The organism is Microbispora sitophila (genome assembly GCF_014892245.1).
GTDB classification, from domain to species: domain Bacteria; phylum Actinomycetota; class Actinomycetes; order Streptosporangiales; family Streptosporangiaceae; genus Microbispora; species Microbispora siamensis.
In genome coordinates, this window is sequence record NZ_JADBGC010000007.1 from 352,806 (window position 1) to 376,302 (window position 23,497).

18 protein-coding genes and 1 tRNA gene are annotated in these 23,497 nt (G+C 70.6%); 11 read left to right on the top strand and 8 right to left on the bottom strand.

Translation table 11 applies throughout. The annotated features are described in order from the left end of the window. Positions 1 to 10 precede the first annotated feature (10 nt). From IL992_RS15740 to IL992_RS15755, 4 genes are read right to left on the bottom strand one after another with little or no spacing between them, the layout of a single operon-like run. Entirely contained in the window at positions 11 to 799 is a 789-nt protein-coding gene (locus IL992_RS15740) for an amino acid ABC transporter ATP-binding protein (RefSeq protein ID WP_193204133.1), read from the bottom strand. Between the two features lie 8 nt (positions 800 to 807). Further along, the gene (locus tag IL992_RS15745) at positions 808 to 1,716 is read right to left on the bottom strand and encodes an amino acid ABC transporter permease (protein ID WP_319018572.1); all 909 of its coding nucleotides are present in this window, start codon (positions 1,714 to 1,716) and stop codon (positions 808 to 810) included. Position 1,717: 1 nt separating this feature from the next. After that, positions 1,718 to 2,680, bottom strand: a complete 963-nt coding sequence (locus IL992_RS15750; RefSeq protein WP_193204073.1) for an ABC transporter substrate-binding protein — start codon at positions 2,678 to 2,680, stop codon at positions 1,718 to 1,720. A gap of 14 nt (positions 2,681 to 2,694) precedes the next feature. Further along, complete coding sequence (locus IL992_RS15755) at positions 2,695 to 4,263, bottom strand: amidohydrolase (protein WP_193204074.1); 1,569 nt, start codon at positions 4,261 to 4,263, stop codon at positions 2,695 to 2,697. A gap of 111 nt (positions 4,264 to 4,374) precedes the next feature. Between IL992_RS15755 and IL992_RS15760 the strand changes: the two genes are divergently transcribed. Both IL992_RS15760 and IL992_RS15765 read left to right on the top strand, forming a co-directional pair. Beyond that, a complete protein-coding gene (locus tag IL992_RS15760; RefSeq protein WP_193204075.1) occupies positions 4,375 to 5,250 on the top strand; it encodes a LysR family transcriptional regulator in 876 nt (291 codons plus the stop codon). Positions 5,251 to 5,447: 197 nt separating this feature from the next. Further along, positions 5,448 to 6,671 carry an amidase gene (locus IL992_RS15765; protein ID WP_193204076.1) on the top strand — a complete coding sequence of 408 codons (1,224 nt, stop codon included), beginning with the start codon at positions 5,448 to 5,450 and terminating at the stop codon, positions 6,669 to 6,671. 4 nt (positions 6,672 to 6,675) lie between these two features. Here IL992_RS15765 and IL992_RS15770 read toward each other — a convergent pair whose 3' ends face one another. Then, complete coding sequence (locus IL992_RS15770) at positions 6,676 to 7,716, bottom strand: Lrp/AsnC family transcriptional regulator (protein ID WP_319018573.1); 1,041 nt, start codon at positions 7,714 to 7,716, stop codon at positions 6,676 to 6,678. A gap of 195 nt (positions 7,717 to 7,911) precedes the next feature. On the opposite strand from IL992_RS15770, the gene IL992_RS15775 reads away from it, so the two are divergent. After that, on the top strand, positions 7,912 to 8,604 hold the full coding sequence (locus tag IL992_RS15775) for a cysteate racemase (protein WP_319018574.1): 693 nt from the start codon (positions 7,912 to 7,914) through the stop codon (positions 8,602 to 8,604). Between the two features lie 34 nt (positions 8,605 to 8,638). On the opposite strand, the gene IL992_RS15780 is transcribed toward IL992_RS15775, so the two are convergent. Next, the gene (locus IL992_RS15780) at positions 8,639 to 9,796 is read right to left on the bottom strand and encodes an ROK family transcriptional regulator (protein WP_319018575.1); all 1,158 of its coding nucleotides are present in this window, start codon (positions 9,794 to 9,796) and stop codon (positions 8,639 to 8,641) included. A gap of 238 nt (positions 9,797 to 10,034) precedes the next feature. Here IL992_RS15780 and IL992_RS15785 point away from each other — a divergent pair, with 238 nt between their 5' ends. After that, positions 10,035 to 12,851, top strand: coding sequence for a discoidin domain-containing protein (locus IL992_RS15785; protein WP_193204077.1), 2,817 nt, complete (start codon positions 10,035 to 10,037; stop codon positions 12,849 to 12,851). Positions 12,852 to 12,947: 96 nt separating this feature from the next. Here IL992_RS15785 and IL992_RS15790 read toward each other — a convergent pair whose 3' ends face one another. Then, a complete protein-coding gene (locus IL992_RS15790) occupies positions 12,948 to 14,099 on the bottom strand; it encodes an ROK family transcriptional regulator (RefSeq protein ID WP_193204078.1) in 1,152 nt (383 codons plus the stop codon). A 237-nt stretch (positions 14,100 to 14,336) separates the two neighbouring features. Between IL992_RS15790 and IL992_RS15795 the strand changes: the two genes are divergently transcribed. The 4 genes from IL992_RS15795 to IL992_RS15810 are packed head-to-tail and all read left to right on the top strand — an operon-like array spanning position 14,337 to position 18,537. Continuing rightward, on the top strand, positions 14,337 to 15,533 hold the full coding sequence (locus IL992_RS15795) for an extracellular solute-binding protein (RefSeq protein ID WP_193204079.1): 1,197 nt from the start codon (positions 14,337 to 14,339) through the stop codon (positions 15,531 to 15,533). Continuing rightward, complete coding sequence (locus tag IL992_RS15800; RefSeq protein ID WP_193204080.1) at positions 15,526 to 16,449, top strand: carbohydrate ABC transporter permease; 924 nt, start codon at positions 15,526 to 15,528, stop codon at positions 16,447 to 16,449. The genes IL992_RS15795 and IL992_RS15800 overlap by 8 nt, the downstream gene beginning before the upstream one ends. A 1-nt stretch (position 16,450) precedes the next feature. Beyond that, positions 16,451 to 17,257 carry a carbohydrate ABC transporter permease gene (locus IL992_RS15805; protein ID WP_193204081.1) on the top strand — a complete coding sequence of 269 codons (807 nt, stop codon included), beginning with the start codon at positions 16,451 to 16,453 and terminating at the stop codon, positions 17,255 to 17,257. 11 nt (positions 17,258 to 17,268) lie between these two features. After that, positions 17,269 to 18,537 (top strand): Gfo/Idh/MocA family protein, encoded by a 1,269-nt coding sequence (locus IL992_RS15810; RefSeq protein WP_193204082.1) that lies wholly within the window; start codon positions 17,269 to 17,271, stop codon positions 18,535 to 18,537. Positions 18,538 to 18,817: 280 nt separating this feature from the next. Here the strand turns inward: IL992_RS15810 and IL992_RS15815 are convergent. Then, a tRNA-Leu gene (locus IL992_RS15815) sits at positions 18,818 to 18,903 on the bottom strand. A gap of 209 nt (positions 18,904 to 19,112) precedes the next feature. On the opposite strand from IL992_RS15815, the gene IL992_RS15820 reads away from it, so the two are divergent. The 3 genes from IL992_RS15820 (at position 19,113) to IL992_RS47630 (ending at position 23,463) form a co-directional block, all read left to right on the top strand. Continuing rightward, positions 19,113 to 20,408 (top strand): M20/M25/M40 family metallo-hydrolase, encoded by a 1,296-nt coding sequence (locus IL992_RS15820; protein ID WP_193204083.1) that lies wholly within the window; start codon positions 19,113 to 19,115, stop codon positions 20,406 to 20,408. Positions 20,409 to 20,518: 110 nt separating this feature from the next. Then, positions 20,519 to 21,145: a hypothetical protein gene (locus tag IL992_RS15825; RefSeq protein WP_193204084.1), complete on the top strand. Its 627-nt coding sequence runs from the start codon at positions 20,519 to 20,521 to the stop codon at positions 21,143 to 21,145. A 203-nt stretch (positions 21,146 to 21,348) separates the two neighbouring features. After that, positions 21,349 to 23,463: a chaplin family protein gene (locus IL992_RS47630; protein ID WP_193204085.1), complete on the top strand. Its 2,115-nt coding sequence runs from the start codon at positions 21,349 to 21,351 to the stop codon at positions 23,461 to 23,463. The last annotated feature ends 34 nt before the right edge of the window (positions 23,464 to 23,497 follow it).

The following is a 23,497-nucleotide window of genomic DNA, read 5'->3' on the forward strand; positions in this document are numbered from 1 at the left end:
GGCCCGGCGCTCACTTCTCGAACGGGCCCTCCTGGGCGCCGAGGACGCTGGACAGGAACGCGCGGGTGCGCTCGTGCTCCGGCGCGGCGAGAAGCTCGCGGGGGCGGCCCTCCTCGACGACCACGCCGTCGGCGAAGAAGGCCAGCCGGTCGCCGACCTCGCGGGCGAAGGCGATCTCGTGGGTCACCACGATCATCGTCATCCCCTCGGCGGCCAGGCCCTTCATGACCTCCAGCACCTCGTCCACCAGCTCGGGGTCGAGGGCGGAGGTCGGCTCGTCGAACAGCATCAGCGCCGGGTTCATCGCCAGCGCCCGGGCGATGGCCACCCGCTGCTGCTGGCCGCCCGACAGCTGGTGGGGCCTCTTGTGCGCGTGGTCGGCCAGGCCCACGCGATCCAGGTGCTCCATCGCCAACGTACGCGCCTGATCCGGCGGCGTGCCCAGCACGTGGACGGGGCCGCAGGCGACGTTCTCCAGCGCGCTCTGGTGGGCGAACAGGTTGAATCGCTGGAACACCATGCCGATGTTCCTGCGGAAGGCGGCGAACTGCTTGGGCGTCCAGGGGTGGTATCTGCCGTCCCGCAGCGTGTGGCCGACCTCCTCCCCGAGCACGCGCAGGCTGCCGCCCAGCACCGGCTCCAGGCCGTTGAGGCACCGCAGGAACGTGGACTTGCCCGAGCCCGACGGCCCGATGACGCAGCTCACCTCGCCGGAGGCCACAGTGAAGTCCACGCCGTTGAGCACCTGCACGCCGCCGTAGCCCATCCGCACGCCCGTTGCCACCACCACGGGGGCCATCCCGGCGTTCACGCGGCCACCTTCGGCAGCACCCGGGCCGCGACCCCGCCGCCCCGCACCAGCCGTACGGCGTCGGAGCCGAAGCGGCGCTCCAGCCGCCCCTGCAGGAAGGTCGCCACGGCGGTCATGACCATGTACCAGACGCTCGCCACGATCAGCAGCTCCATGATCCGGTTGTTCGCCTTGTAGATCTGACTGGCGTTGGTCATCAGGTCGTGCCCGGCGACGACGTACACCAGGGAGGTGGTCTTCAGCATGGAGATGAACTCGTTGCCGGTCGGCGGGATGATGATGCGCAGCGCCTGCGGCAGCACGATGACCCGCATCCGCCTGGCCGGCGTCATGCCCAGCGCGTACGCCGCCTCGGTCTGGCCCCGGTCCACCGCCTGGATCCCGGCGCGCACGGTCTCGGCGAAGTACGCCGCCAGGTTCAACCCCAGCCCCAGCATGGCCGAGGTGAAGCCGGTCATCACCTGGTTGGTGTCCCACTTGAGGCCGATCATCGTGAACGGGATCTTGAGCACCAGTTCGGGGAAGAGGAACGCCAGGTTGTACCAGAAGATGAGCTGCACCAGCACCGGGGTGCCGCGGAAGAACCAGATGTAGAACGTGGCCAGCCCGCTCAGCACCGGGTTGTGCGCGAGGCGCATGACCGCGACCAGGACGCCGAGCACCAGCCCGAGGGCCGTCGCCAGTACGGAGATCTCGACGGTGACCCAGACCCCGGACAGGATCCGCTCGTTGAACAGATACTCGGCGACCTTGCCCCAGTCCAGGCGCGGGTTGACCACCACCAGGTAGGCCAGCCAGCCGGCGACCACGAGCGCGACGGCCCCGGCGAGCCAGCGGCCCCAGTGCCAGGTGCGCGCGACGGGCATCGGCGTGCCGGACCCGTCGGCGATCGGTTCGGTGCGCACGTCACTTACCGCCGTTGACCACGGCCGACTCGACGGCCAGCGCGTCCAGGTTCCACGCCTTGAGCAGCCTGCCGTACTCTCCGCTCTTGATGAGGGAGTCGAGCGCGCCCTTGACGGAGTCGATGAGCTGCTTGTTGTCCGGCTTCATCCCGATCCCCCAGGGGCTCGCGGTCCCGTCGAGGCTGATCGCCTCCATTTCGAGCTTGGGGTCGGCCGCCTTGTACGCGGCGACCACATAGTCGGTGACGCTCGTCTGCGCGCGGCCGTTGCTCACCTGGAGCATGGCTTCCGTGTCGCCGGGGAACTTCAGGATGTCCACGGCGGGCTTGCCGTCCTTCTTGCAGGCGGCGTCATAGCTCTCGGCCAGCTCCATCGAGGAGCCGTTGTCGACGACGGAGACCGTCTTGCCGCACACGTCCCCGGGCCCGGTGATGCCCGCCGGGTTGCCCTTCTTGACCAGCAGCGCGGCACCGGCCTGCACGTAGTCGACGAACGTGACCTGGCCCTGCCGTTCCGGCGTGTCGCTCATCGAGGAGATGACGAAGTCGTAGCGGCCGGTGAGCACGCCGGGTATCTGCGAGTTGAACTCCTCGTCGGTGATGGTCACCTTGACGCCGAGCTTCCTCGCGATGGCGCGTGCCAGGGCGGGGTCGAAACCGATCGGCGTCTTGCCGTCGCTCGCGTACAGCTCCATGGGCGGGTAGCCGATCGAGGAGACGACCTTGAGGCCGCCGGACTTCAGGCTCGCCGGCGCCTTGGCCGCGAGCTCCTGGTCGGGGGTGATGGCGTTGATGACGTCGGCCGCCTTCTCCTCGGCGGGGGCCTGGTCGAGGACGACGGCCGGCGCCGAGGCCGCCGCGCCGGAGTCGCCGGAGTCGCCGGCGTCCAGGGACTGGGCGCCGCAGGCGGCGGTCGCGGTGAGCAGCCCGCCGACGGCGAGCATGGTGAGGATCCGGGTGTTCAAAGGGGGGTGCTCCTTCAGATTCGCCGCCGGCGGACCTCGCCGCCGACGACGGTGGTCAGAACCTTGGTGCGCAGCACCGCCTCGGGCGACTCCAGGTAGGGGTCGGTGTCCACCGCGATGAAATCGGCGAGTCTGCCGGGCGCGAGGACGCCCTTGCGTTCCTCCTCGCCCGCGGCGTAGGCCGCGCCCAGGGTGTGGGCGGTGACGGCCTCGGCCATGCTCAGCCGCTGCTCCGGCTGCCACCCGCCGGCGGGGGTGCCGTCGGTCCGGGTGCGGGTCACCGCGGCGTACAGCGCGGCGAAGGGGTTGGGGTGCTCGACGGGTGCGTCGGAGCCGAAGGCCAGCGCCACGCCGACGTTCAGCATCCCCCGCCAGGCGTAGGAGGCCAGCTCGTGGCCGGCCAGCAGGTGGTCCACCAGGTCGATGTCGCTGGTGCAGTGCACGGGCTGCATCGAGGCGACGATGCCCAGCCGGGCCATGCGCGCCAGGTCGCCGGGCCGCAGGTGCTGGGCGTGCTCGATGCGGTGCCGCAGCCCCGGCGTGGGGCCGACCGCCTCGTACGCGTTGATGACCAGGTGGTTGGCCCGGTCGCCGATCGCGTGCGTCGCCACGGCGATGCCGGCTCCCGCCGCCCGGGAGAACAACGCGACCAGCTCCTCGTACGGCGTGACCGCGATGCCGGTGTTGCCGTACTCGCCGGCGAAGGACTCGCTCATGTGGCAGGTGTGCGAGCCCAGCGCCCCGTCGCTGAAGATCTTCACGGGGCCGGTGCGGAACCAGTCGTCGCCCTGCCCGGTGCGGCGGCCCTCGGCGATCGCCGCCTCCAGGTGGACCATCGGGATCGCCTTGTGGACGCGCAGCTTCAGCTCGCCCGCGTCGCGCAGCTCCAGGTAGGCGGCCCGGCAGTCCTCGCCGTCGATGTCGTGCACGCTGGTCAGGCCGAGCGCGAGCAGCTCCTCCTGCGCCGCGCGGAGCAGGTCGCGCAGGTCGGGGGAGACCATGAGGTCGCGCAGCGGGTAGGAGGCCGCCTCGCGCAGGATGCCGGTGGGCTCCCCGCTCGCGTCCCTGACGATCTCGCCGCCCACGGGGTCCGGCGTGCCCGCGTCGATGCCGGCCAGCCGCAGCGCGGCCGAGTTGGCCCACACGGTGTGGCCGTCCACGCTGGGCAGCGCGACCGGCAGGTCCGGGCAGACCGAGTCGAGGGCGTACCGGTCCGGCTGGGCGGGCGGATCCCAGGTGTTGCTGTTCCACCGCCCGCCGAACAGCCAGGCGCCCGGCCGCAGCCGCGCCGCGTGCGCGGCCACCATGGCGAGGGCCTCGTCCAGGGACCGCACGTCGCGCAGGTCCACCGCGCCGAGGCTCTGGGCGTACTGCGCGGTGTGGATGTGCGCGTCGTAGAAGCCGGGGAGCACCGCGGCGCCGTCCAGGTCGATCAGCTCCGCACCCGGGCCCGCGGCCTCGCGCACCTCCGCCTCCGTGCCGACGGCGAGCAGCGTCTCGCCGTCCACGGCCATGGCCTGGGCGGGTGGCGTGCCACCGGCTCCCGTGTGGATGGCGGCGTTGCGGTACACGCGGATGCTCATGTGACTCTCAAGGGGTTCGGGGAACGGTGGTCCATCACTGTAGGAGTGGCGAAAAAAAGGCGGAAGCGCTATAAACACGACATTTAGCAACCCTGAGAGCAAGGAACGCTGATGCTCAAGCCGGAACACCTCCGTACTCTGCGCGAGGTGGTCCAGCTCGGCTCCTTCGCCGCCGCCGCGAACCGGCTGGGGTACACCTCGTCGGCCGTCTCCCAGCAGATGGCCGCGCTGGAACGGCAGATCGGCGTGCGGCTGTTCGAGCGGTCCGCGCACAGCGTGCTGCCCACCAGCGCCGCCGAGGTGCTGGCCAGACACGCGGCGACCGTGCTCGGCGACATGGAACGCATGATCGCCACCGTGCAGGCCGTGCACCGCAACAGCGAGCGGCGGATCCACCTGGGGATCTTCCCCAGCTTCGCCGGCATGCTGACCGGCGTGCTCGGACGGATGGAGGACAGGGACCGGGCCGGCGTCAGGGTCACCATCGGTGAGTCCTCCCAGCTCATCCCGCGTCTCGGCGCCGGAGGCGAGATGGACGCGGCGATCGTCTACCAGGTGGGGAACTCCGGCCTCTCGTGGCCGTCGGCGCTGGGCCGCCGCTGGATCGCCGAGGACCGCTACAAGGTCGTCCTTCCCGCCCGGTGGGGCGACCTGGCGCCGTACCGGGCCGAGCAGCTCGTCGACCTGCCGTGGATCATGCACCACCCGGGCAGCAGTGACGCCTCCTTCTTCGAGGGCGTGTTCGCCCGCTGGAGCCTGCACCCCCGGGTGGCCGGCTACTCCGACGACTTCAAGATCACGATGGCGATGATCGAGGCGGGGATGGGCGCCGCGCTCATCCCCGACCTTGCGCTGCACGGACACGGCCCGGGCGTCGTGGTCGCCGACGTGCCCTGGCTGAACACCAGCCGCAGCATCTTCGCCCTCGCCCGCCCCGAGCGGGAGACCGCCCGCCTGCTGTCCCTGCTGGACGCGCTCGCGGTCTGACCGTACGGCGCGCGCCGCTCCGGCGCCCCCGCCGGGCTCGACCGTCCTCGCGGGGCTCGACCTCTCCTGCGGGGCTCGACGCGGAACGGGGGATATGTCACCATTTGCCGGATCATGGGCGCGGCCGGTGAGGACTCGCCGCGCCGTCCCACCGGACGGCCCCCGCCGTCGGAGCAGGCGTGAGGAGGTCCCCGGCCATGGGACGCGAGGCGGCGATCACCGGATCCGCGGAGGCGGTCGCGGCACGCGAGGCGGCGATCGCCCGGTCCGCCGAGGCGATCCGCCTGCACAGCGGGCACGCCATCCTCATCGAGGCCGGTGCCGAGCCGGTCATCGAGCGGCTCGCCGGCCAGGATCACACCGCCCCCGACGTCCCGCCGGAGCTGTGGGCCTGGACGTTCGTCGTCAAGGACATGATCGACGTCGCCGGGCTTCCCACGACCCGCGGCTCCGCCCTGTACGGGAGCGAGGAGGCGCTGACCACCGCCCCCTGCGTCGAGGCGCTGGAACGCGCGGGGGCACTGCTGGTGGGCAAGGCGAACCAGCACGAGTTCGCCTGGGGCGTCACCAGCGAGAATCCGCACTGGGGCGACGTGCGCAACCCGCGCCACGCCCACCTGTCTCCCGGCGGATCGAGCGGCGGCACGGCGGCCGCGCTCGCCGCGGGCATCGCCCGGTTCGGCCTCGGCACCGACACCGGCGGTTCCGTGCGGATCCCGGCGGCCTGTTGCGGCGTGGTCGGCCTGCGCCCCGGGGCCGGCGCCGTCCCGTCCGAAGGCGTAGCGCCGCTCGCTCCCATGTTCGACGTCGTCGGGCCCATGACCACCTCGGTCGCCGACTGCGCCCGCGTGTGGCGGGTGCTCTCCGGCGAGGCGGTCGAGCCGCCGGACTCGCTGCAGGGGCTGGTCGTCGGCGTCGCCGAGGGGTGCGCGCAGGCCGGGGAGTTCGCCGACCTCGGCGCCGAGGTCCGCGAGATCGCCCTGCCCTACGACATCCTGCCGCCGTACTGGACGATCGTGGGCGCGCAGGCCCGCCGTACGCACGAGGCCACCTATCCGAGGGCGGCCGGGAGCTACAGCGAGGGGGTGCGGCGGAAGCTGGACGGCGCCGCGGGGATCGGCCACCGGGAGTATCGCCGGGCGATCGAGGAACTCGCCGCGGTCCGGGCCCGATTCTCCGCGCAGATGTCCGGGGTCGATCTCCTGATCATGCCGACGCTCGGCGGCCCCGCGCCCCGCTTCGGGTGCGACGAGGCCGCCGTACGCGGCGAGGTCGGCCGCCTCACCGCCGTCGTGTCCGCGCTCGGCCTGCCCGCGCTGGCGGTCGGCGACCTGCAGATGGTGGGACGCCACGAGGCGGACGTCCTGCGCGCCGGGCTCTGCCGGGAGGCGCGGGGCGGCGGCGTCCCCGAGCCCCGCTGACCCTTCAGGCGTACGGCGGCAGGGTCCACGGGTCCACCGGGACGACGGCCGTGCAGCGGCCGAGCCGGTCGAGGACCCGGCCGTACAGCTTGGTCTGCCGCAGCACGATCTGCCGGTCGGTGACGCTGATGTAGGGAAACCGCTCCTCCAGGCGGACCACCAGCGGGTGCAGGTCCGAGACCCCGTGCAGCCCCACGGTGAGGAGCATGTTGCGGGTGCCCGCGAGTGCGGCGCAGGTGCGCGTCTCCGGCCAGCCGAGCAGGGCCCGCCCCGTCTCCTCCAGCCGGCCGTCCGGCATCCGCAGCCACAGGATCGCCGAGGAGTGCCAGCCCGCCTGCGGGCGCGCGAGATCGCAGCGGAAGTCGATGTCGCCCGTCGCGACCAGCCGGGACAGCCTGCGCTGCACTGTGCGCTCGGATACGCCGACGGTCCGGGCCAGCTCGGAGTAACCGGCCCGGCCGTCCGCGAGCAGTGCCTTGAACAGCAGGCGATCGAGCGCGTCCATCCGCCTCGTCGACTCCGGCGGGCCGGGCCGCCGCGCCAGCGCGGCCGCCGCACGAGGGGGCAGCACCCGCAGCCGCCAGCGGCACGAGGCCTCGAAGACGCGCGTCGCGACGTGGGTGCGCACCTTCGCCACGCCCGGCACCCGCGGCAGGTCCGTGAGCAGGTAGTCCGCCAGCGCCGGCATCGACGCGGCCACGGCGATCACGAACAGGTCGTGGCCTCCGGCGACGTGCTGCACGGTGATGAGGTGGCCGGCCGTGGCGAGCCGGTCCGCCACCTCGACCGCGGCTCCGGCCCCGCAGTCGATCTCCAGGAACGCCATGCTCATCGCGTGCATCTGGCGCTGCCCGAGGGCGACGGTGGTCCACGCCTCGCCCGAGGCGTTCAGCCGCTGCCAGCGCCGCGCGGCCGTCACCGGATCGGCGCCGATCGCCGCCCCGATGTCCACCCAGCTCGCGCGCGGGTTGATCTGGAGCGCGTCGATCAGTTCGAGGTCGGCCTCCGACAGCAACCGAGGCGGCTCTGTGCCGGAATCCTGCACAATCACCCCTTCAATGGCTGTTTGCTGCGTTCATACGCCGAAATCACCTTATAGATCGATCCTTGTGCGGGCAGCCGTCCCGGCTCGCCACACCCATGGCCGTGCGGGGAACCCGTGGCACTCGGGGAGAGGACGAATCTCGATGACTCGGTTCTGCGGCACCCGGCGGGTCCGCGGCCCGGCCGGAGGCGGCCGGTGAGTGGAGCCCGTCTGGTCGGCGTCCTGGGCGGCATGGGACCGGCGGCCACGGTCGACTTCTACGGCAAGCTCGTGGAGGAGACGCCGGCGACCTGCGACCAGGGGCACGTGCCCGTCGTCATCTGGGGCGACCCCCGCGTCCCCGACCGCTCCCTGAGCCTGGTCGGCGACGGCGAGGACCCGACCCCATACCTGCGACGCGGCATCGAGGGCCTGAAACGGGCCGGGTGTCAGGTGCTCGCCGTGCCGTGCAACACCGCCCACGCGTTCGTCCCTCGCCTCGCGGACGAGGCCGGGCTGGAACTGGCGAGCATCATCGAGGTCACCGCCGACGCCCTCGCCGCCGACGGCGTACGCGCGGCGGGCGTGCTCGCGACGTCGGGCACCCTGCGCGCGGGCCTGTACGCGGAGGCGCTGCGGCGTCGCGGCGTCGCGGTGATCGAGCCGGACGAGCCCGACCAGCGGCGGGTCATGGCGGCCATCGGCGCGGTCAAGAGCGGCGTCGCGGGCGCGGCCCACCGGCACGTGCTCGAGGAGGTCTCCCGCTCCCTCGCGGACCGCGGCGCCGAGCGGGTCGTCGCCGCGTGCACCGAGATCGTCCTGGCCTTGGACGGCTCCCGCGTCCCCGTCCCCGTCGTCGATCCCGCCCGCCTGCTGGCTCGCCGGGTCGCAGAACTGGCACTCGGCTGAGGCCGCGCAAGACGTGCGGCTCTCCCCGTTGTCCTCAGCCGCAACCTCCAGAGGGCCCTACGAGGTTCACCTGCTCGACAGGCAGCAAGGTCTCGACGGAGAAGAGCCGTCGTTCGACGTCGTCGAGCGCGAGTCGTACCGCACCGAGGACGACGGCCTCGTCGCCGAGCTCCGACATCCGTACGGGAGGGGTGCTCAAGCAGAGCTCGTCGAGGTGGCGGGTCAGCGGTGCCAGCAGAGTGCTGCTGGCCAGCGAGAGGCCGCCGCCGATCACCACCATGTCGGGGTCGATGGTGAGCACCATCGCCGCCACGCCTTGCGCCAGCATCAGTGCGAAGCGTTCGACCGCCGCCTGGGCCGTCGCCTCGCCTGCCTTCGCGGCGGCGAAGACGTGTTCGGCGGCGTGGTCGGGGGCGATTCCAGGAGCGGCCTTGATCAGCTCGGCCGGTGCCTCGTCCCAGCCGATCAGGTTCAGGGCTCCGATTTCCCCGGCGATTCCGGCGCGTCCACGGTGTAGACGACCGTTGATGATCAGCCCGGCGCCGTTGCGCCGCCCCGCGAGCACGTGGACGATGTTGTCGGCTTCCCTTGCCGCGCCTCGCCAGTGTTCGGCGAGTGCGGCCAGGTTGGCGTCGTTCTCCACGAGCAGCGGGAACGGCATCGACCTGCCCAGCCGGCTGGCCAGATCCACGCCTGACCACTCGGGCAGCACCGAGATCGCGACACGGCCGGTGCCGTCGATCACGCCGGGGGTGCCCACCGCTGCGGCGAAGAGCTGAGACCTGGGCACCTCGGTCAGGACGGCAGTGAGGACCTGCCTGGCAACGGCCAGCCGCTCCGCCGCGCCCGCCTCTTCCGGTACGGCTCGCCGCTCGGTGGCGACGGTCTCGCCTATCAGGTCGCTGAGCGTGGCCCGGATCGTGTGCGCTCCGATGTCCAGCCCGACGACGAATCCTGCCCTGGCCCTGAACTGGAACCGGCGCGCAGGACGGCCCATGCCGCCGGCCGGTGAGTGCTCCTCGACCCAGCCCTGCGCGGTCAACTCGTCGAGCTGGGAGGTGACCGTCGGCCGTGACAGGCCGGTCGCGTGGGCCAGCTGCGTCACGGTCATGGCGCCGCTCTCCCGCAGGGTCCTGAGTGTGACCAGGGAGGTCATCCGGCGCACGAGGGAAGTGGCATGCACATCAGACACGAGCCTCACTCTAGAAGATCGCCATGGGGTTTAGAAAAAGATCTGCGTATCTTGTCGCTCCCCATTGACCGTGTACATGGGCATCCCTATTCTCCTGGCCTGTAGCACTTATGAAAAACCTCTTCATAAGTACGGATGTCGGCAGCCCCCTGGTCGACGACCGGGACCCGGGGCTCTCCTTTGCGGCTTCGCCGCCGAGGTTCCTCCGCCGACCCCGGACACCCTTCAAGGAAGGCCTATGAGACGCCTGACACTAGGCATCGTCACAGCGCTCGCGCTCGCGGCGACTCCGCTTGCCACCACTTCCGCCGCAGCCGCCGATACCGGCCCCGTCACCTACTACGTCGATGCCCAGGGCGATGACTCCGCGGCGGGCACCAGCCCGGAGACCGCCTGGAAATCGTTGGAGAAGGTCAACTCGGCCGGCCTTCACCCCGGCGACACCGTCCGGTTCCAGGGCGGTGACACCTGGCACGGCGGCCTGGTCATCACCTCCTCCGGCACACCAGGCGCCCCGATCACGATCACTTCCTACGGTCAGGGGCGTCCCCTGATCGCGGGCGACACCCTCGTGGACGCGGCCGTCACCATCGCCAACGCCCACGACGTCGTGGTCTCGGGCCTGGAGGTCACCAACAGCACAGATCTGTCGGCTTCCAAGTCCATCGACTACCGCGGCATCTTCGCGATCGCCAAGGACATCGGCGAGGTGGCCGGTGTGGTCGTCAAGGACAACTACGTCCACGACATCGACGGCAAGGGCACCTCGCGCATCGGCCGGGGCGGAATCGTCGTGGGCGTGCGCGGCAACACCACACCGACCTGGTACTCCGATCTGCTGATCGAGGGCAACGAGGTCAGCGACTCCAACGGCTACGGCATCTCCACGTTCACCACCTGGTGCGCGGGCTGCGAGATCTACTCGCCGGAGACCGGCGTGCCCGCCTCCGAGGTCAGCAAGACCCGCAAGGCGTTCGCCCGGCCGGTTTTCCGCGACAACTACGTCCACGACGTCGCGGGCGGCGGCATCACGCCGCAGTACAGCGATGACGCGCTGGTCGAGTGGAACACCGTCGACCGGGCCGCCGCGCACCGCCTCGTCCCGGGTGGCGGCAACGTCGGGATCTGGTGGCAGGGCACCAACCGGATCACGGTGCAGTACAACGTCTCCCGCAGGACCGGGTTCAACTCCCTCAACCAGGACCCGACCGACATGCAGGGATTCGACGCCGACATGGGGACGAGCGGCTCCCTGGTCCAGTACAACTACTCCGATTCCAACGCCGGCGGCTTCTTTCTCTGCCTGATCTCCGCGAACAACGTCACGCTGCGCTACAACGTCAGCCGTCGCGACTATTTCCGGCCGTTCTCCCTCTGGAGTGGATGCTGGAACTTCCGCGGCTACAACAACACGATCTGGGGGACCGCGGACACCGTGCCGCGTAACCGGGCGGACGGCACCAAGTACGAGCAGCCCGTCGAAGCATTCGTCCGGAACCAGAGCCCCTCGGGGAACCTGCTGTTCAACAACATCTTCTACAACCCCGCCCGGGCCACGTTCGACTGCCGCAGCACCTGCTCCTTCAACGGCAACGACATCCCGATGAACTACGGTCACAACCTTTACTGGGACGAGTCCGGTTCGCCCGTAGTCCCCAGGACCGACTCCAAGCCGATCATCGGTGATCCCAAGCTGGCCGCGCCCGGCACGGAACTTCCCGACGAGGGCAAGATCAGCCGAGCCGACCTGCTGAAGGTGCTGCGCGCCTACACGCCCGCACCGGACTCGCCCGCGATCGATGCCGGGGTCTCCATCGGCCCGGGCGCCGACATCCTCGGCACCGCCGTACCGGCAGGTCCCGCCGACCTCGGCGCGATCCAGCACCCGGTGGAGACCCATGCCGCCACCGACTTCGGCCCGCACGCCGAGGCTCTGGTCGACGGCGACCCTGCCACCTCGTGGACCGCCACCAAGGCGACCGGCAAAATCATGATCAAATATGGTGAGCCGCGCACCCTCGACGGCATCCACCTGCTCGCCGCCAGCTCCGGACCGACCCTTGTCGACGTCACGGCCCGCAACGCCGACGGCGAGTGGGTCACGCAGGTGCGCGATCGTGCGCTGAGCTGGAGCGGCGGAAGCGAATGGCTGCGGGTTCCCTTCCCCGCGCCCATCGCGGCCACCGAGGTCCGCGTGATCGTCAAGGCCGCGACCGGGCGGGTCACCCTCAACGAGGTCCGCGGCACACTGGGCACGGTCGCGGCTGCCACCGCCACCCCCGGCGGCAGCGCCCAGACCACGCTCGGCACCTCGATCGGCGACATCCAGGCGATCGACGACGGGAACGCCGCGACCTCCTGGGCCTCCGCGGACAACCCCAAGCTGCCCGGCACCCTCAGCGTCAACTGGAGCACGCCGCACACGATCGACGCCGTCCAGGTGACCGTCGCCTGGGGCCAGGGCCAAGGGCCGACGCTGGTCGATGTGCAGACCAAGAACGCCGACGGCACCTGGACCACCCGAGCGGCCGACCAGACCCTGACCTGGAAGCTCAACAGCACCACGCCGGAATCGCCGATCATCGCCTTCCCGGCTCCCGTCGCCGCCTACGGCATCAGGCTCGTCGTGAAGAAGGCCAACCTCATCTGGGGACACCTGGCCGTCTACGAGTTCACCGCGATGTCCGGCGGATCGCCCGTCAGGGAAGACAGCGGCACCGACAAGCTGCCGGACGCACAGCAAGCGGTGGACGGCGACCCCGCCACCGTCTGGATCGGCGCTGAAGTGGCGGGAACCGGCCTGCAGATCGACCCCGGCGCGCCGCAGACCGTCTCATCGATCACGCTGACTTCCCCGGAGGGGTACCGGCCGACCCGGATCAGAGTCGAGGCCCGGGCCGGCGGAGTATGGCGTCAGGTCCTGCCCGCGACCGATCTGACCTGGAACGGCGATACGGCGACCGTCGCGCTGCCCAGGACCACCGCGACGACCTTCTATCTGATCGTCGACAAGTCACCGGGCCAGTACGCCTTGGCCGAGGTCACCCTCGGCTAGAACGCCCACAGCGGTCGTTGCCCGGTGAGGTGAACACCCCCGGGCGACGATCGCTCGGCACCACGATTCGAAAGAAGATTTCCTTCGAAACAGGTGTCACGAGTGACCGCTCTCCTCGGGCATCGCCGAGAACAACTGCTCCCGTACGTGATCGCGCGCGGCCTCCACGGCGCCGATGTTCACCGCGTCCTCGCCCAAGGCCGACACGGCCAGCGGAGGAACCTCATAGCAGACTTCGGCGAGGTGGCGGCGGATCGGGTCGAGCACCACCGTGCCCGCCCTGGCCACACCGCCGCCGATGACAATCATCTGAGGAGCGACCGCCAGCACCATCGCCCCGATTCCGTCGGCGAGTGTGCGCGCGAATGCGTCCACGGCCTTCACCGCGCCCTCGTCGCCCCTCCTGGCCCGTGTGAACACCCATTCGCTGGCGTTCTCGTCGACAGTGGCGGCGAGTCCTGCGTCCGCGAGCAGCCGGGCCGGGGCCTGTTCCCACCCCAGGACGGGATGCCGGCCGATCTCCCCCGCGCCACCGGTTCCCCCGGTGAAAGGCCTGCCGCCGACCAGCAGGCCCACGCCGAGACGATGTCCTACGTGGACGTAGAGGACGTCCGAGCTGTCTTGAGCCGCACCGACTCGATGCTCGGCCAGGGCGGCCAGATTGGTGTCCTTCATCGCTGTCACGGGGCATCCGAACCGCTCGCCGATCTCCTCCGGCAGCCGGATTCCGGTCCAGCCGGGAAGGGCCACACTCAGCCGGACGACCCCCGCGGCGTCGACGATGCCCGGGGTGCCCACGCCGATCGCCCATAGCCTGCCCCGGTCCGCGGGCAGCGTCTGCCGCAGCAGTTGTGCGGCCGCCTCGATCCGCTCCGCGGCTCCGGTCGCCGCTTCGACCGCGCGGCGCGCGCCCGCGAACGGCGTGCCGTTGAGGTTGGCGACCCGCACCGACACGGCATGGGCGCCGATGTCGACGCCTGCCAGGTATCCGGCGTCGACGTTGAACCGGTAGCGCTGCGCCGGCCTGCCGCCGGTCCTGACGATGTCGTGACCGTCGGGTTTGAGCAGGCCCGTATCGACCAGGGCCGTGAGGATGCCCTGGACGGTGGGCCTGGACAGGCCGGTGGCCCGGGCGACTCCGCTGGTCGTCAGTGGCGGCCCGTCGTAGAGGGTCTGCAGCACTCGGCGGGTGTTCAGATGCCGCAACGCGCTCTGGTCGCCGCCGGGAAGGGTCTCTTTGATCGTCATCGCCACCTCTTGACGAGCGGCCTGGGGTGCCCCCACCATATCGAACGAAAGTTTCTTTCGAAACCCTGCTCGCGGTGTCCGGCGAGAAGGCAGCAGCCGGCCGTGCACTGTTTACGCAATTCGGAGAGATCCCCCATGAAGATCAGCACGTTCCTCGCCGGGACGGCCGTAGCCCTGCTCGCCACTGCGTGCGCACCCGGAAGCTCGAACGCTCCCGCCCCCGAGACGAGCGGACCGGTGAAGACCGGAGCCCCCACCGAGAAGGTGGCCCTGTCCTTGGTCTCCACCCCGGAATCCGGTGCGGCGATCAAAGCGATCATTGCGGCCTTCCAGGCCGAGCACCCCAATATCACGATCAATTATCAGGACACCAACTACGACGACTACAACAAGAGCCTGAACCTCTCGCTCGCCTCGGGGCAGGCACCTGATATCGCCCTGCTGAACTCGGTCGGCACCACGGTCAAGGACGGACTGGTCCGCAGCCTCACTCCCTATGAGCAGGCCTACGGCTGGGACAAGGTCTATCCCAGCACGCAGCTGGCCCAGTGGCGGGTCGGCGCCGACGGCAGCACACTCGGCAGCGGCGACCTGTACGCGGCACCGGCGGGCTTTTCCATCGTCGGCGTCTACTACAACAAGGCCAAGGCCACCAAGCTCGGCATCACCGCGCCTCCCGCGACACTGGCGGACTTCGAATCCGCGCTCGCCAAGGCCAAGGCCGCCGGCGAGGTTCCGCTGCAGCTCGGCAACGCCCAGGGCCACGCCTCCTTCGCCGTCCAGCTGATCGGCCAGTCGCAGGACGGCGCGGAGAACGCCGCCAAGTGGACCTTCGGCCGGCAGGGTACGAGCTTCGACACGCCAGGCAACCGTTCCGGCGCGGAGAAGCTGCTCGACTGGGCCAAGAAGGGCTACCTCCCCAAAGACGCCAACGGCGTGGACCTGCAGGGCGCGGTGGACAAGTTCACCAAGGGCGAGGGCGTGTTCTTCATCGACGGCAACTGGGACGCAGGCAAGATCGGTGACCGGCTGAAGGAGGATGCCGGATTCTTCGCCTTCCCGGGCGCCAAGGCAACCGCGATCGGCACCTCGGTCGCCTACGCCATCTCCGCCAAATCCGCGCACCCGGATGCCGCGGCGGCGTTCCTGGACTTCCTGCATGGTCCGCAGGCCTCGGCGGAGGAGTTCAAGGTCGGCTTCATGCCCGCCGACCCGTCGGCCGCCAAGGCGGATACCGACACCGTGATGGCCGGCATCGTCGCCGCCTGGGCCAGGGTCAACGCCGACAACGGCCTGGTCGGCTTCAACAACAACGCCACCGCGACCATGAACGACCGGCTGACCGCCGCCACCCAGGAGCTGATCGGTGGCAAGACCGACGTGACCGGCTTCATCGACGCGATCCAGAGCGAGTGGGCCAAGACGCATGGCTGACACGGCACTGCTGCCGCCGCAGGACGCCGTACGCGCCGCCGTCGCCGTCCCGCGACGGCGGCGTGGGAGGTTCGTCCCCCTGCTGTACGTCCTGCCGGCGCTGGTCTGCTACGCGGCGTTCGTCATCGTGCCCTGGGTGCACAGCCTGTGGATCTCCCTGTGGGAGTGGAACGGCATCGGCGTCGCCGAATGGGCGGGCATGCGCAACTACGTCGAGGTCTTCACCGAGCCCGCCCTGCAGGGGGCGCTGTTGCACGCGTTCGGCTTCATCGTCTTCTACACGGTCATCCCGATCGCCCTGGGGCTGGTGCTGGCCGCGCTGGTCGCGGCCACGCCCTGGCGGGCCATGCCGGTGATCCGTACGATCCTGTTCCTGCCGCAGATCTTGCCGCTCGTCGCCGTCGGCGTGGTGTGGAAGTGGATCTACAGCGACGACGGCCCGCTCAACGGCGTGCTGACCGCGATCGGCCTCGGCCGCCTCGCCCGTGCCTGGCTGGGGGACTTCACCTGGGCCTTCCCCGCCGTCGGTCTGATCGGCACCTGGGTGAGCACGGGACTGTGCTTCCTGTTGCTGCTGTCGGGTGTGGGGAAGATCGACCCTTCGCTGTACGAGGCGGCGAAGGTCGAGGGCTGCGGCCCGATCCGCGAGTTCTGGCACGTGACGGTGCCGGGACTGCGCAAGGAGATCACCGTCGCCGCGACCGTCACCATCATCGCAGCGCTGGCCAGCTTCGACATCGTCTACGTGATGACCGGCGGCGGACCCGGCTACACGACCATGGTTCCCGGCGTCCAGGTCTACCAGCTGGTCTTCACCGCCGGCCGGGTCGGCACCGCCTGCGCCCTGGGCACCGTCTTGAGCATGCTGACCTGCGCGGTCATGTACGGCCTCAACCGGCTCACCAGGGAGCGGTGACATGACCAAGCACCTGACCCGGCTCGCGCTCATCGTGGCCGCGATGTCCGTCGTCTTCCCGTTCCTGGCCATCCTGTCGGCGGCCCTGCAGCCGGAGTCCGACCTCTCGCCCGGGCTGGAATGGCCGGCGGAACCGCACTGGGAGAACTTCGCGACCGCCTGGACCACAGCGGGCTTCGCCTCACTGATGAAGTCCAGCGCGATCATCGCGCTCGGCGTGGTGCCCGTCTCGCTGGTGCTGGCGACCCTGGCCGGGTACGGCATGGCCACGATGGAGCTGCGCGTCAAGGGACCGCTGTTCGCGCTGCTCATGCTCGGCCTGGCCCTGCCGTACGAGGCGATCGTCATCCCGCTCTACTACGACCTGCGCTCGGTCGGCCTAATCAACAGCTACTGGTCGGTCATCCTGCCGCTGACAGGCGCGTTCATGCCCTTCGGCGTCTTCTGGATGCGCACCCATTTCGAGTCGCTGCCCCGGGAACTGGCCGAGGCCGCGCAGATGGACGGCGCCTCCAGCTGGCGCGTCCTGACGCGCGTGCTGCTGCCCACCGCCCGGTCCGCGCTGACCACGCTCGGGCTGCTCTACTTCATGTGGGCCTGGAACCAGTTCCTGCTCGCGCTGATCCTCATCCAGGATCCGGCGATGCGGACCGCACCGGCGGGACTGGGCAAGTTCGTCCAGCAGTTCGGGAAGAACATCCCGCTGCTCTCCGCCGGAACGATCATCATCATCACCCCGATCGTCCTGCTCTACCTGTTCTTCCAGCGCCACTTCATCAAAGGCATCCTCCAGGGTGCCGTGAAATAGGAGACTTCGTCGTGACCGTCACTCTGGCGATCGTGGGCGCCGGAGCGCGAGGGGCTGCCTACGCGCGCATCGCCGCCGCCGAAGGCACCGCCACCGTCGTCGCCGTCGCCGACCCCGATCCGGAGCGCCGCCTGGCGCTCGCCGCCGAGTTCGCCATTCCGCCCGCTCGCGTCTTCGCCGACTGGACAGAGCTCGCCGCCTGCCCCCGCCTGGCGGACGCGGTGATCATCGCCACTCCTGACCGATTGCACGCCGATCCGGCCTGCGCACTCGCCGACCGCGGCTATGCCCTGCTGCTGGAGAAGCCGATGGCGCCGACGGAGGAGGAGGCCGAACGCATCGTGGCCGCCGCCGTCCGCAACGACGTGCTCCTCGCCGTATGCCACGTCCTGCGCTACACGCCCTACTCCCGGCGACTCAAGGAGATCGTCGACTCGGGCCGGATCGGCGACATCGTCAGCGTCGAGCACCTCGAACCCGTCGGCTGGTGGCACCAGGCGCACTCGTATGTACGGGGACAGTGGGCCGTGGAAGCCGAGTCCTCTTCGATGCTCCTGGCCAAGTCCTGCCACGACATCGACTGGCTCGGCCACATCATCGGCCGCCCCGCAACCCGGGTCTCCTCCTTCGGAGGTCTATACCACTTCCGCCCGGAGAACAAGCCTGCCGGTGCCGCCCACAGGTGCGTCGACTGCCCAGTCGAACGATCCTGCGTCTACTCCGCCGTACGGATCTACGAACGTTTCCTCGGCCATCCGGTGTACGAGCAATGGCCACTCGGCGTCCTCACCCACGAGGTCTCTCCCGAAGGATTGCGCGAGGCCCTTCGGCACGGTCCGTACGGCACGTGCGTGTACTCGGGCCGCAACGACGTCGTGGACCACCAGGTCGTCAATCTCGAGTACGCCGGCGGCGTCACGGCATCCTTCACCATGACCGCCTTCAGCGCGCTCGACTTCCGCAAGACACGCCTGTTCGGCACGCTCGGCAGCATCGACGGGGACGGCCGCAGACTCGTCGTCCACGACTTCCTCACCGACACCATCGAAACAATCGACCTCGATCCCCAGGGGGACGCCTCGGCCGCCGACGGTCACGGGGGCGCCGACACCGAACTGATCCGTGCCTTCCTCGCGGCCGTCGCCACCGGTGATCACAGCCTGGTGACCTCAGGGCCGGAGGAGTCCATCAGCTCCCACCGAATCGTGTGGGCCGCCGAACACGCCAGGCACACGGGCGCAGTAGTCGAGATTCGCCCCACTTCGCGAGAGGGGCGATAACACTCTGTCGTGTCTCTCATCGAGACCGTTCTGGCCGACCTGTCGCCCCATGCTGTGAACAGCCGCAATAAACGTCCTCGCCCCGCCGGAGACCGGGGCGGGCGTCGCGCGCCCGCCCAGCAGCGGGCAGCGCTTGAGGTGGGTGCTGCCCGGTGCTGGTCACCCAATGGAACCGCCGAGACCCATCTCGCGAAGGCCCACGGAAGATACGTATCGGCCCCGGAAACGACTTGTGGAGGCTTGGGGTCATCCCCAGCCTCCACAAAGTGCGAAAGGTTTGTGTCCGAGGGGGGACTTGAACCCCCATGCCCATCACTGGGCACTAGCACCTCAAGCTAGCGCGTCTGCCTATTCCGCCACCCGGACGTGGTGCCTCACGCGGGATCGTCATCCCGCGTCGGCTGATACAGGTTAGCACTCTCTCGGCCCTGCTTCATACCGGGAATCGGCCCGCGCGCGGCTCACGGCAGCCCGGGGGTGAACGTCACGCCTGTACGGCGGCAGGATGGAGGCGCGAGCCGTACGACGTAGAGGGCGAGGGCCGCTGACGGGCCCGCCCGGCAGGAGGAGGCGTAATGACCCCACGCTACGGGGAGGACGAGGTCGCCGAGCTGTGCCGCGACCTGATCCGCATCGACTCGGTCAACGCTGGGGACAACGCGGGGCCCGGGGAACGCGAGGCCGCGGAGTACGTGGCCGAAAAGCTGTCGGAGGTCGGCCTGGAGCCGAGGATCCTCGAGTCCGACCCCGGACGGGCGAACGTGGTCGCCCGGGTCGAGGGCGCCGACCCGAGCAGGGACGCCCTGGTCCTCCACGGTCATCTGGACGTGGTGCCGTTCGACGCCGCCGACTGGACCCACCACCCGCTGAGCGGCGAGATCGCCGACGGCTGCGTCTGGGGCCGCGGGGCGGTCGACATGAAGGACATGGACGCGATGATCCTCGCCGTCGTGCGGCGGCGTCTGAGCGAGGGGCGCAGGCCGCCCAGGGACGTGGTCCTCGTCTTCACCGCGGACGAGGAGGCCGGGGGCCACTACGGCGCCCAGTGGCTGGCCGAGCGGCATCCGGAGGTCTTCGAGGGCTGCACGGAGGCCATCGGCGAGGTCGGCGGCTTCAGCGTGACCACCGAGCAGGGCCGGCTGTACCTCATCGAGGCGGCGGAGAAGGGCATCGCCTGGATGCGCCTGACCGCCAAGGGCAGGGCCGGGCACGGCTCGATGCTCAACGACGACAACGCCGTGACCGAGCTCGCCGAGGCGGTCGGCCGGCTCGGCCGCCACAAGTGGCCGGTGCGGCTCACCCCCACCGTGCAGGCGTTCTTCGAGGAGGTCTTCGGCACGGAGGTCAAGGCGGAGGACGCGGAGGCGGCGGTGGCCACCCTCGGGCCGCTCGCCCGGATGATCGGCGCCACTCTCCGCAACACGACCAACCCGACCATGCTCCAGGCCGGTTACAAGGCGAACGTCATCCCCCAGATCGCGACCGCGCACGTGGACGGCAGGTTCCTGCCGGGGTACGAGGACGAGTTCTTCCAGACCGTGGACGAGCTGCTGGGGCCGAACGTGATCAGGGAGTTCGTCTACCACGACGTGGCGGTCGAGACCCCCTTCAAGGGCCCGCTTGTCAAGGCGATGGCCGACGCGCTGCAGGAGGAGGACCCCGGCTCCCGGGCCGTCCCGTACACGCTCAGCGGCGGCACCGACCTCAAGGCGTTCAGCCGGCTCGGCATCAGCGGGTACGGCTTCGCGCCGCTCCGGCTTCCCGAAGACTTGGACTTCTCCGGGATGTTCCATGGCGTCGACGAGCGAGTTCCGGTTGATTCGCTCCGGTTTGGCGTCCGGGTCCTTGACCGTTTCCTCGGATACTGCTGAGAAAGCCCTTGCGATCACGTGCCGTGCCGCTACAGTAACTCTCCGTTGGGGGTTGGATCCGCACCGGGTGGACCCAGCGGACTGTTGACTCAGCGGTTTGGGGAGGTCGCGTGACGCGCACGTCGCAGGAGCAGCGGAGGGCGAGTTCGCCCGCCGCCGTTCCCGGCGTGCGCGTCACGTCTCCCGGCTCTGCGGAGCGGAGCCGGATGGCGCGGTTCGCGGCCGGCTTCCGTCTGGGCCGCCTGCTGGTCATCGGCGGGCTGATCGCCGCCGGATGGCTGCTCGGCGTGATCTTCGGTGTCTTCGGCACGGCGACGTCCGTGGCCGGGGCCGCACCCTCACATGACGTCGCCGGGTCGGTTCTTCCCGATCGTTTCTCAGGTCCGGACCTCGGTCTGCCGCCCTCGCCGGGCGCGGTCGAGTCCCACGGGAAGAGCACCGACGGTTTCCCCACGGCGGCGGACGACGTCTCGGTGAACGCCGAGGCGATGGCGGGACGCACGGTCGACGGGCTCACCAGCCAGTCGAAGCCTCTGCTCCCTCCGCCCTCCACCGCGGACCACGCGCCCGCAGACCAGGGCCTGGTTCCGCAGTCGAGCGGTGGAAACATCCTGTTCGGGGATGTCGCGCGGGATGTGTTCGAACCGCGCTTCACCAAGCTGCCCGCCCCACTGGCGGCGGTTGTTCCCCCGGTGGTCCGCACAGCGGCGGACGACCCGTCTTTCTCTCCTGACTGATCCCGCCTTCGTGCCGGTCCCCGTCGTACGGCGACCGGTGCCGGCGCCTGCCCTCGCTCGTGGTGCCCGGGCGGCAGGCTCCCGCGGGTGACGCGGAATTTCCCATCCTCGTGACGTCCACGGCTCCGCTGTGCTCATGCGGCCTGGACACGCGTCGCGAGCTGTCAGGTAACCCCCTAGAAGAACCACTAGGAGCATTCATCATGCGAACGTGGGCGAAGGGCTCGGCCTCCGCGGCGTTTCTGGCCGCCGGCGTCATGGCCCTTGGCAGCGGTACGGCTTTCGCCGACACCGACGGCAGTCACTCGGTGCTCGGCGGCAACCAGGTCGACATCCCGGTGACCCTGCCGATCGACATCAGCGGCAACGCGGTGGCGGTCGTCGGCGACTCCCGGGCCTCCTCCCTGGGCGGCGCGACCGCGCAGGGCGCGGGCGTGGGCGCCGGGCAGAACAGGACCTCCGGCGAGGGCAGCATCCTCGGCGGCAACCAGGTGGTCGCCCCGATCAACGCCCCGATCAACGCCTGCGGCAACGCGGTGTCCGTCATCGGACGGTCCGACGCGGGCTGCCGGGGCGGCGCGGCGGTCAAGGGCTCGGGACGGCGCGGGAACGCGGGCGGCAACCGCACCAGCGGGGTGCACAGCATCGGGGGCGGCAACCAGGTCGTCGCACCGATCACCGCGCCGATCAACCTGTGCGGCAACTCGATCGCCGTCTTCGGCGACGCCACCGCGGGGTGCCGTGGCGGCGCCTTCGTCGGCGGCGGCCGTGACGGCGTCCGCGCCGGCGGCAACCGCACCAGCGGCCGTGGCTCGATTCTGGGCGGCAACCAGGTGGTCGCGCCGATCACGGCGCCCATCAACGTCTGCGGCAACTCCGTCGCGGTCCTCGGCGAGGCGTTCTCGGGCTGCCGCGGCGGTTCGTCAGTGGGCGGCTCCGGCGGCCACGGGGGTCACGGCGGCCACGGTCACGGCGGTCACGGCGGTCACGGCGGTCACGGCGGATACGGCGGTCACCACGGAGGCGGTCACTGGCACCGTCCCGGCTCGGCCGGCCACGACACCGACGGCCGCTACTCGGTCGGCAGCGGCACCCAGGTGGTCGCGCCGATCACCACGCCGGCCGACGTGTGCGGCAACGGTTCCGGCAGCTGCCACGGCGGCTCCACGCCCGGTCACGGAGGGCACTCCGGCCACGGCGGGCACTCCGGCCACGGCGGACACGGTGGGCACGGCGGCTGGTCAGGCGGCTGGTCCGGTGGCGGCGCGGGCGGCAACCGCACCAGCGGGGTGCACAGCGTCGGCGGCGGCAACCAGGTGGTCGCGCCGATCACCGCGCCGATCAACGTCTGCGGCAACGCCATCGCGATCGTCGGCGACGCCTTCGCGGGCTGCCGCGGCGGCGCGACCGTGATCGGCGGCTGGAGCAAGCACGGGGGCCGCTGGGGCGCCGGCGGGAACGTCACGTCCGGTCGCGGCTCGATCCTCGGGGGCAACCAGGTGGTCGCCCCCATCACGGCCCCGATCAACGTCTGCGGCAACGCGGTGAGCGTCATCGGTCGGTCCCACGCGGGTTGCCGTGGCGGCGCCTCGGTCCTCGGCGGCGGTGCAGGCGCGGGCGGCAACATCACCTCGGGCAGGCACGGGATCCTCGCGGGCAACCAGATCGTCGCCCCGATCACCGCGCCGATCAACGTCTGCGGCAACTCGGTGGCCGTGCTCGGCGACGCCGCCGCGGGGTGCCTGGGCGGCGCCCAGGTGGGCGGCGGCTGGAAGCACCACGGCTACTGGGTCCAGCACAAGAGCGCCCGCGGCGCGGTCATGCCCGCCATGCCGGGTGCGTCGGTGCTGTCGGGCAAGCACACGGTGCAGCAGATGAGCGCCGCCGCCGCTCCCTCCGCTCCGGTCGTCGGCGACCTGCCGAACATGCTCGGCCTGCCGGAGACCCCGAGCCTGCCCGCCGTTCCCGCCGCGAAGGGCAAGAAGGGCGCCGGCACCCCCGCGGCAGTCTCCAAGGCCGGCGGCACGCTCGACGACGCGACTCGCTCGCTGCCCACCAACCAGACGCTGGAGGACGCGACCGCCTCGCTGCCCGTCGCCGACACGGCGCGCAACCTCCCGACCGGCGACCTCGGGAAGAGCGCCGACGTGCTGCCGCTGGGCAAGCTGAGCGGTCTCAAGCTGATGAGCGCCGAGCAGCCCGTCGGCCTGACCGGGATGAACCCGGCGTCGTTCCTCGCCCTGGCCCTCGGCGCCATGTTCGCCGCCTCGGCGAGCCTGTTCGCCGTCACCCGCCGCTTCCGGTTCGGCCGCAAGTAGTCGTACGGCCGCGCGTGACGGCGCGGGAGCACCT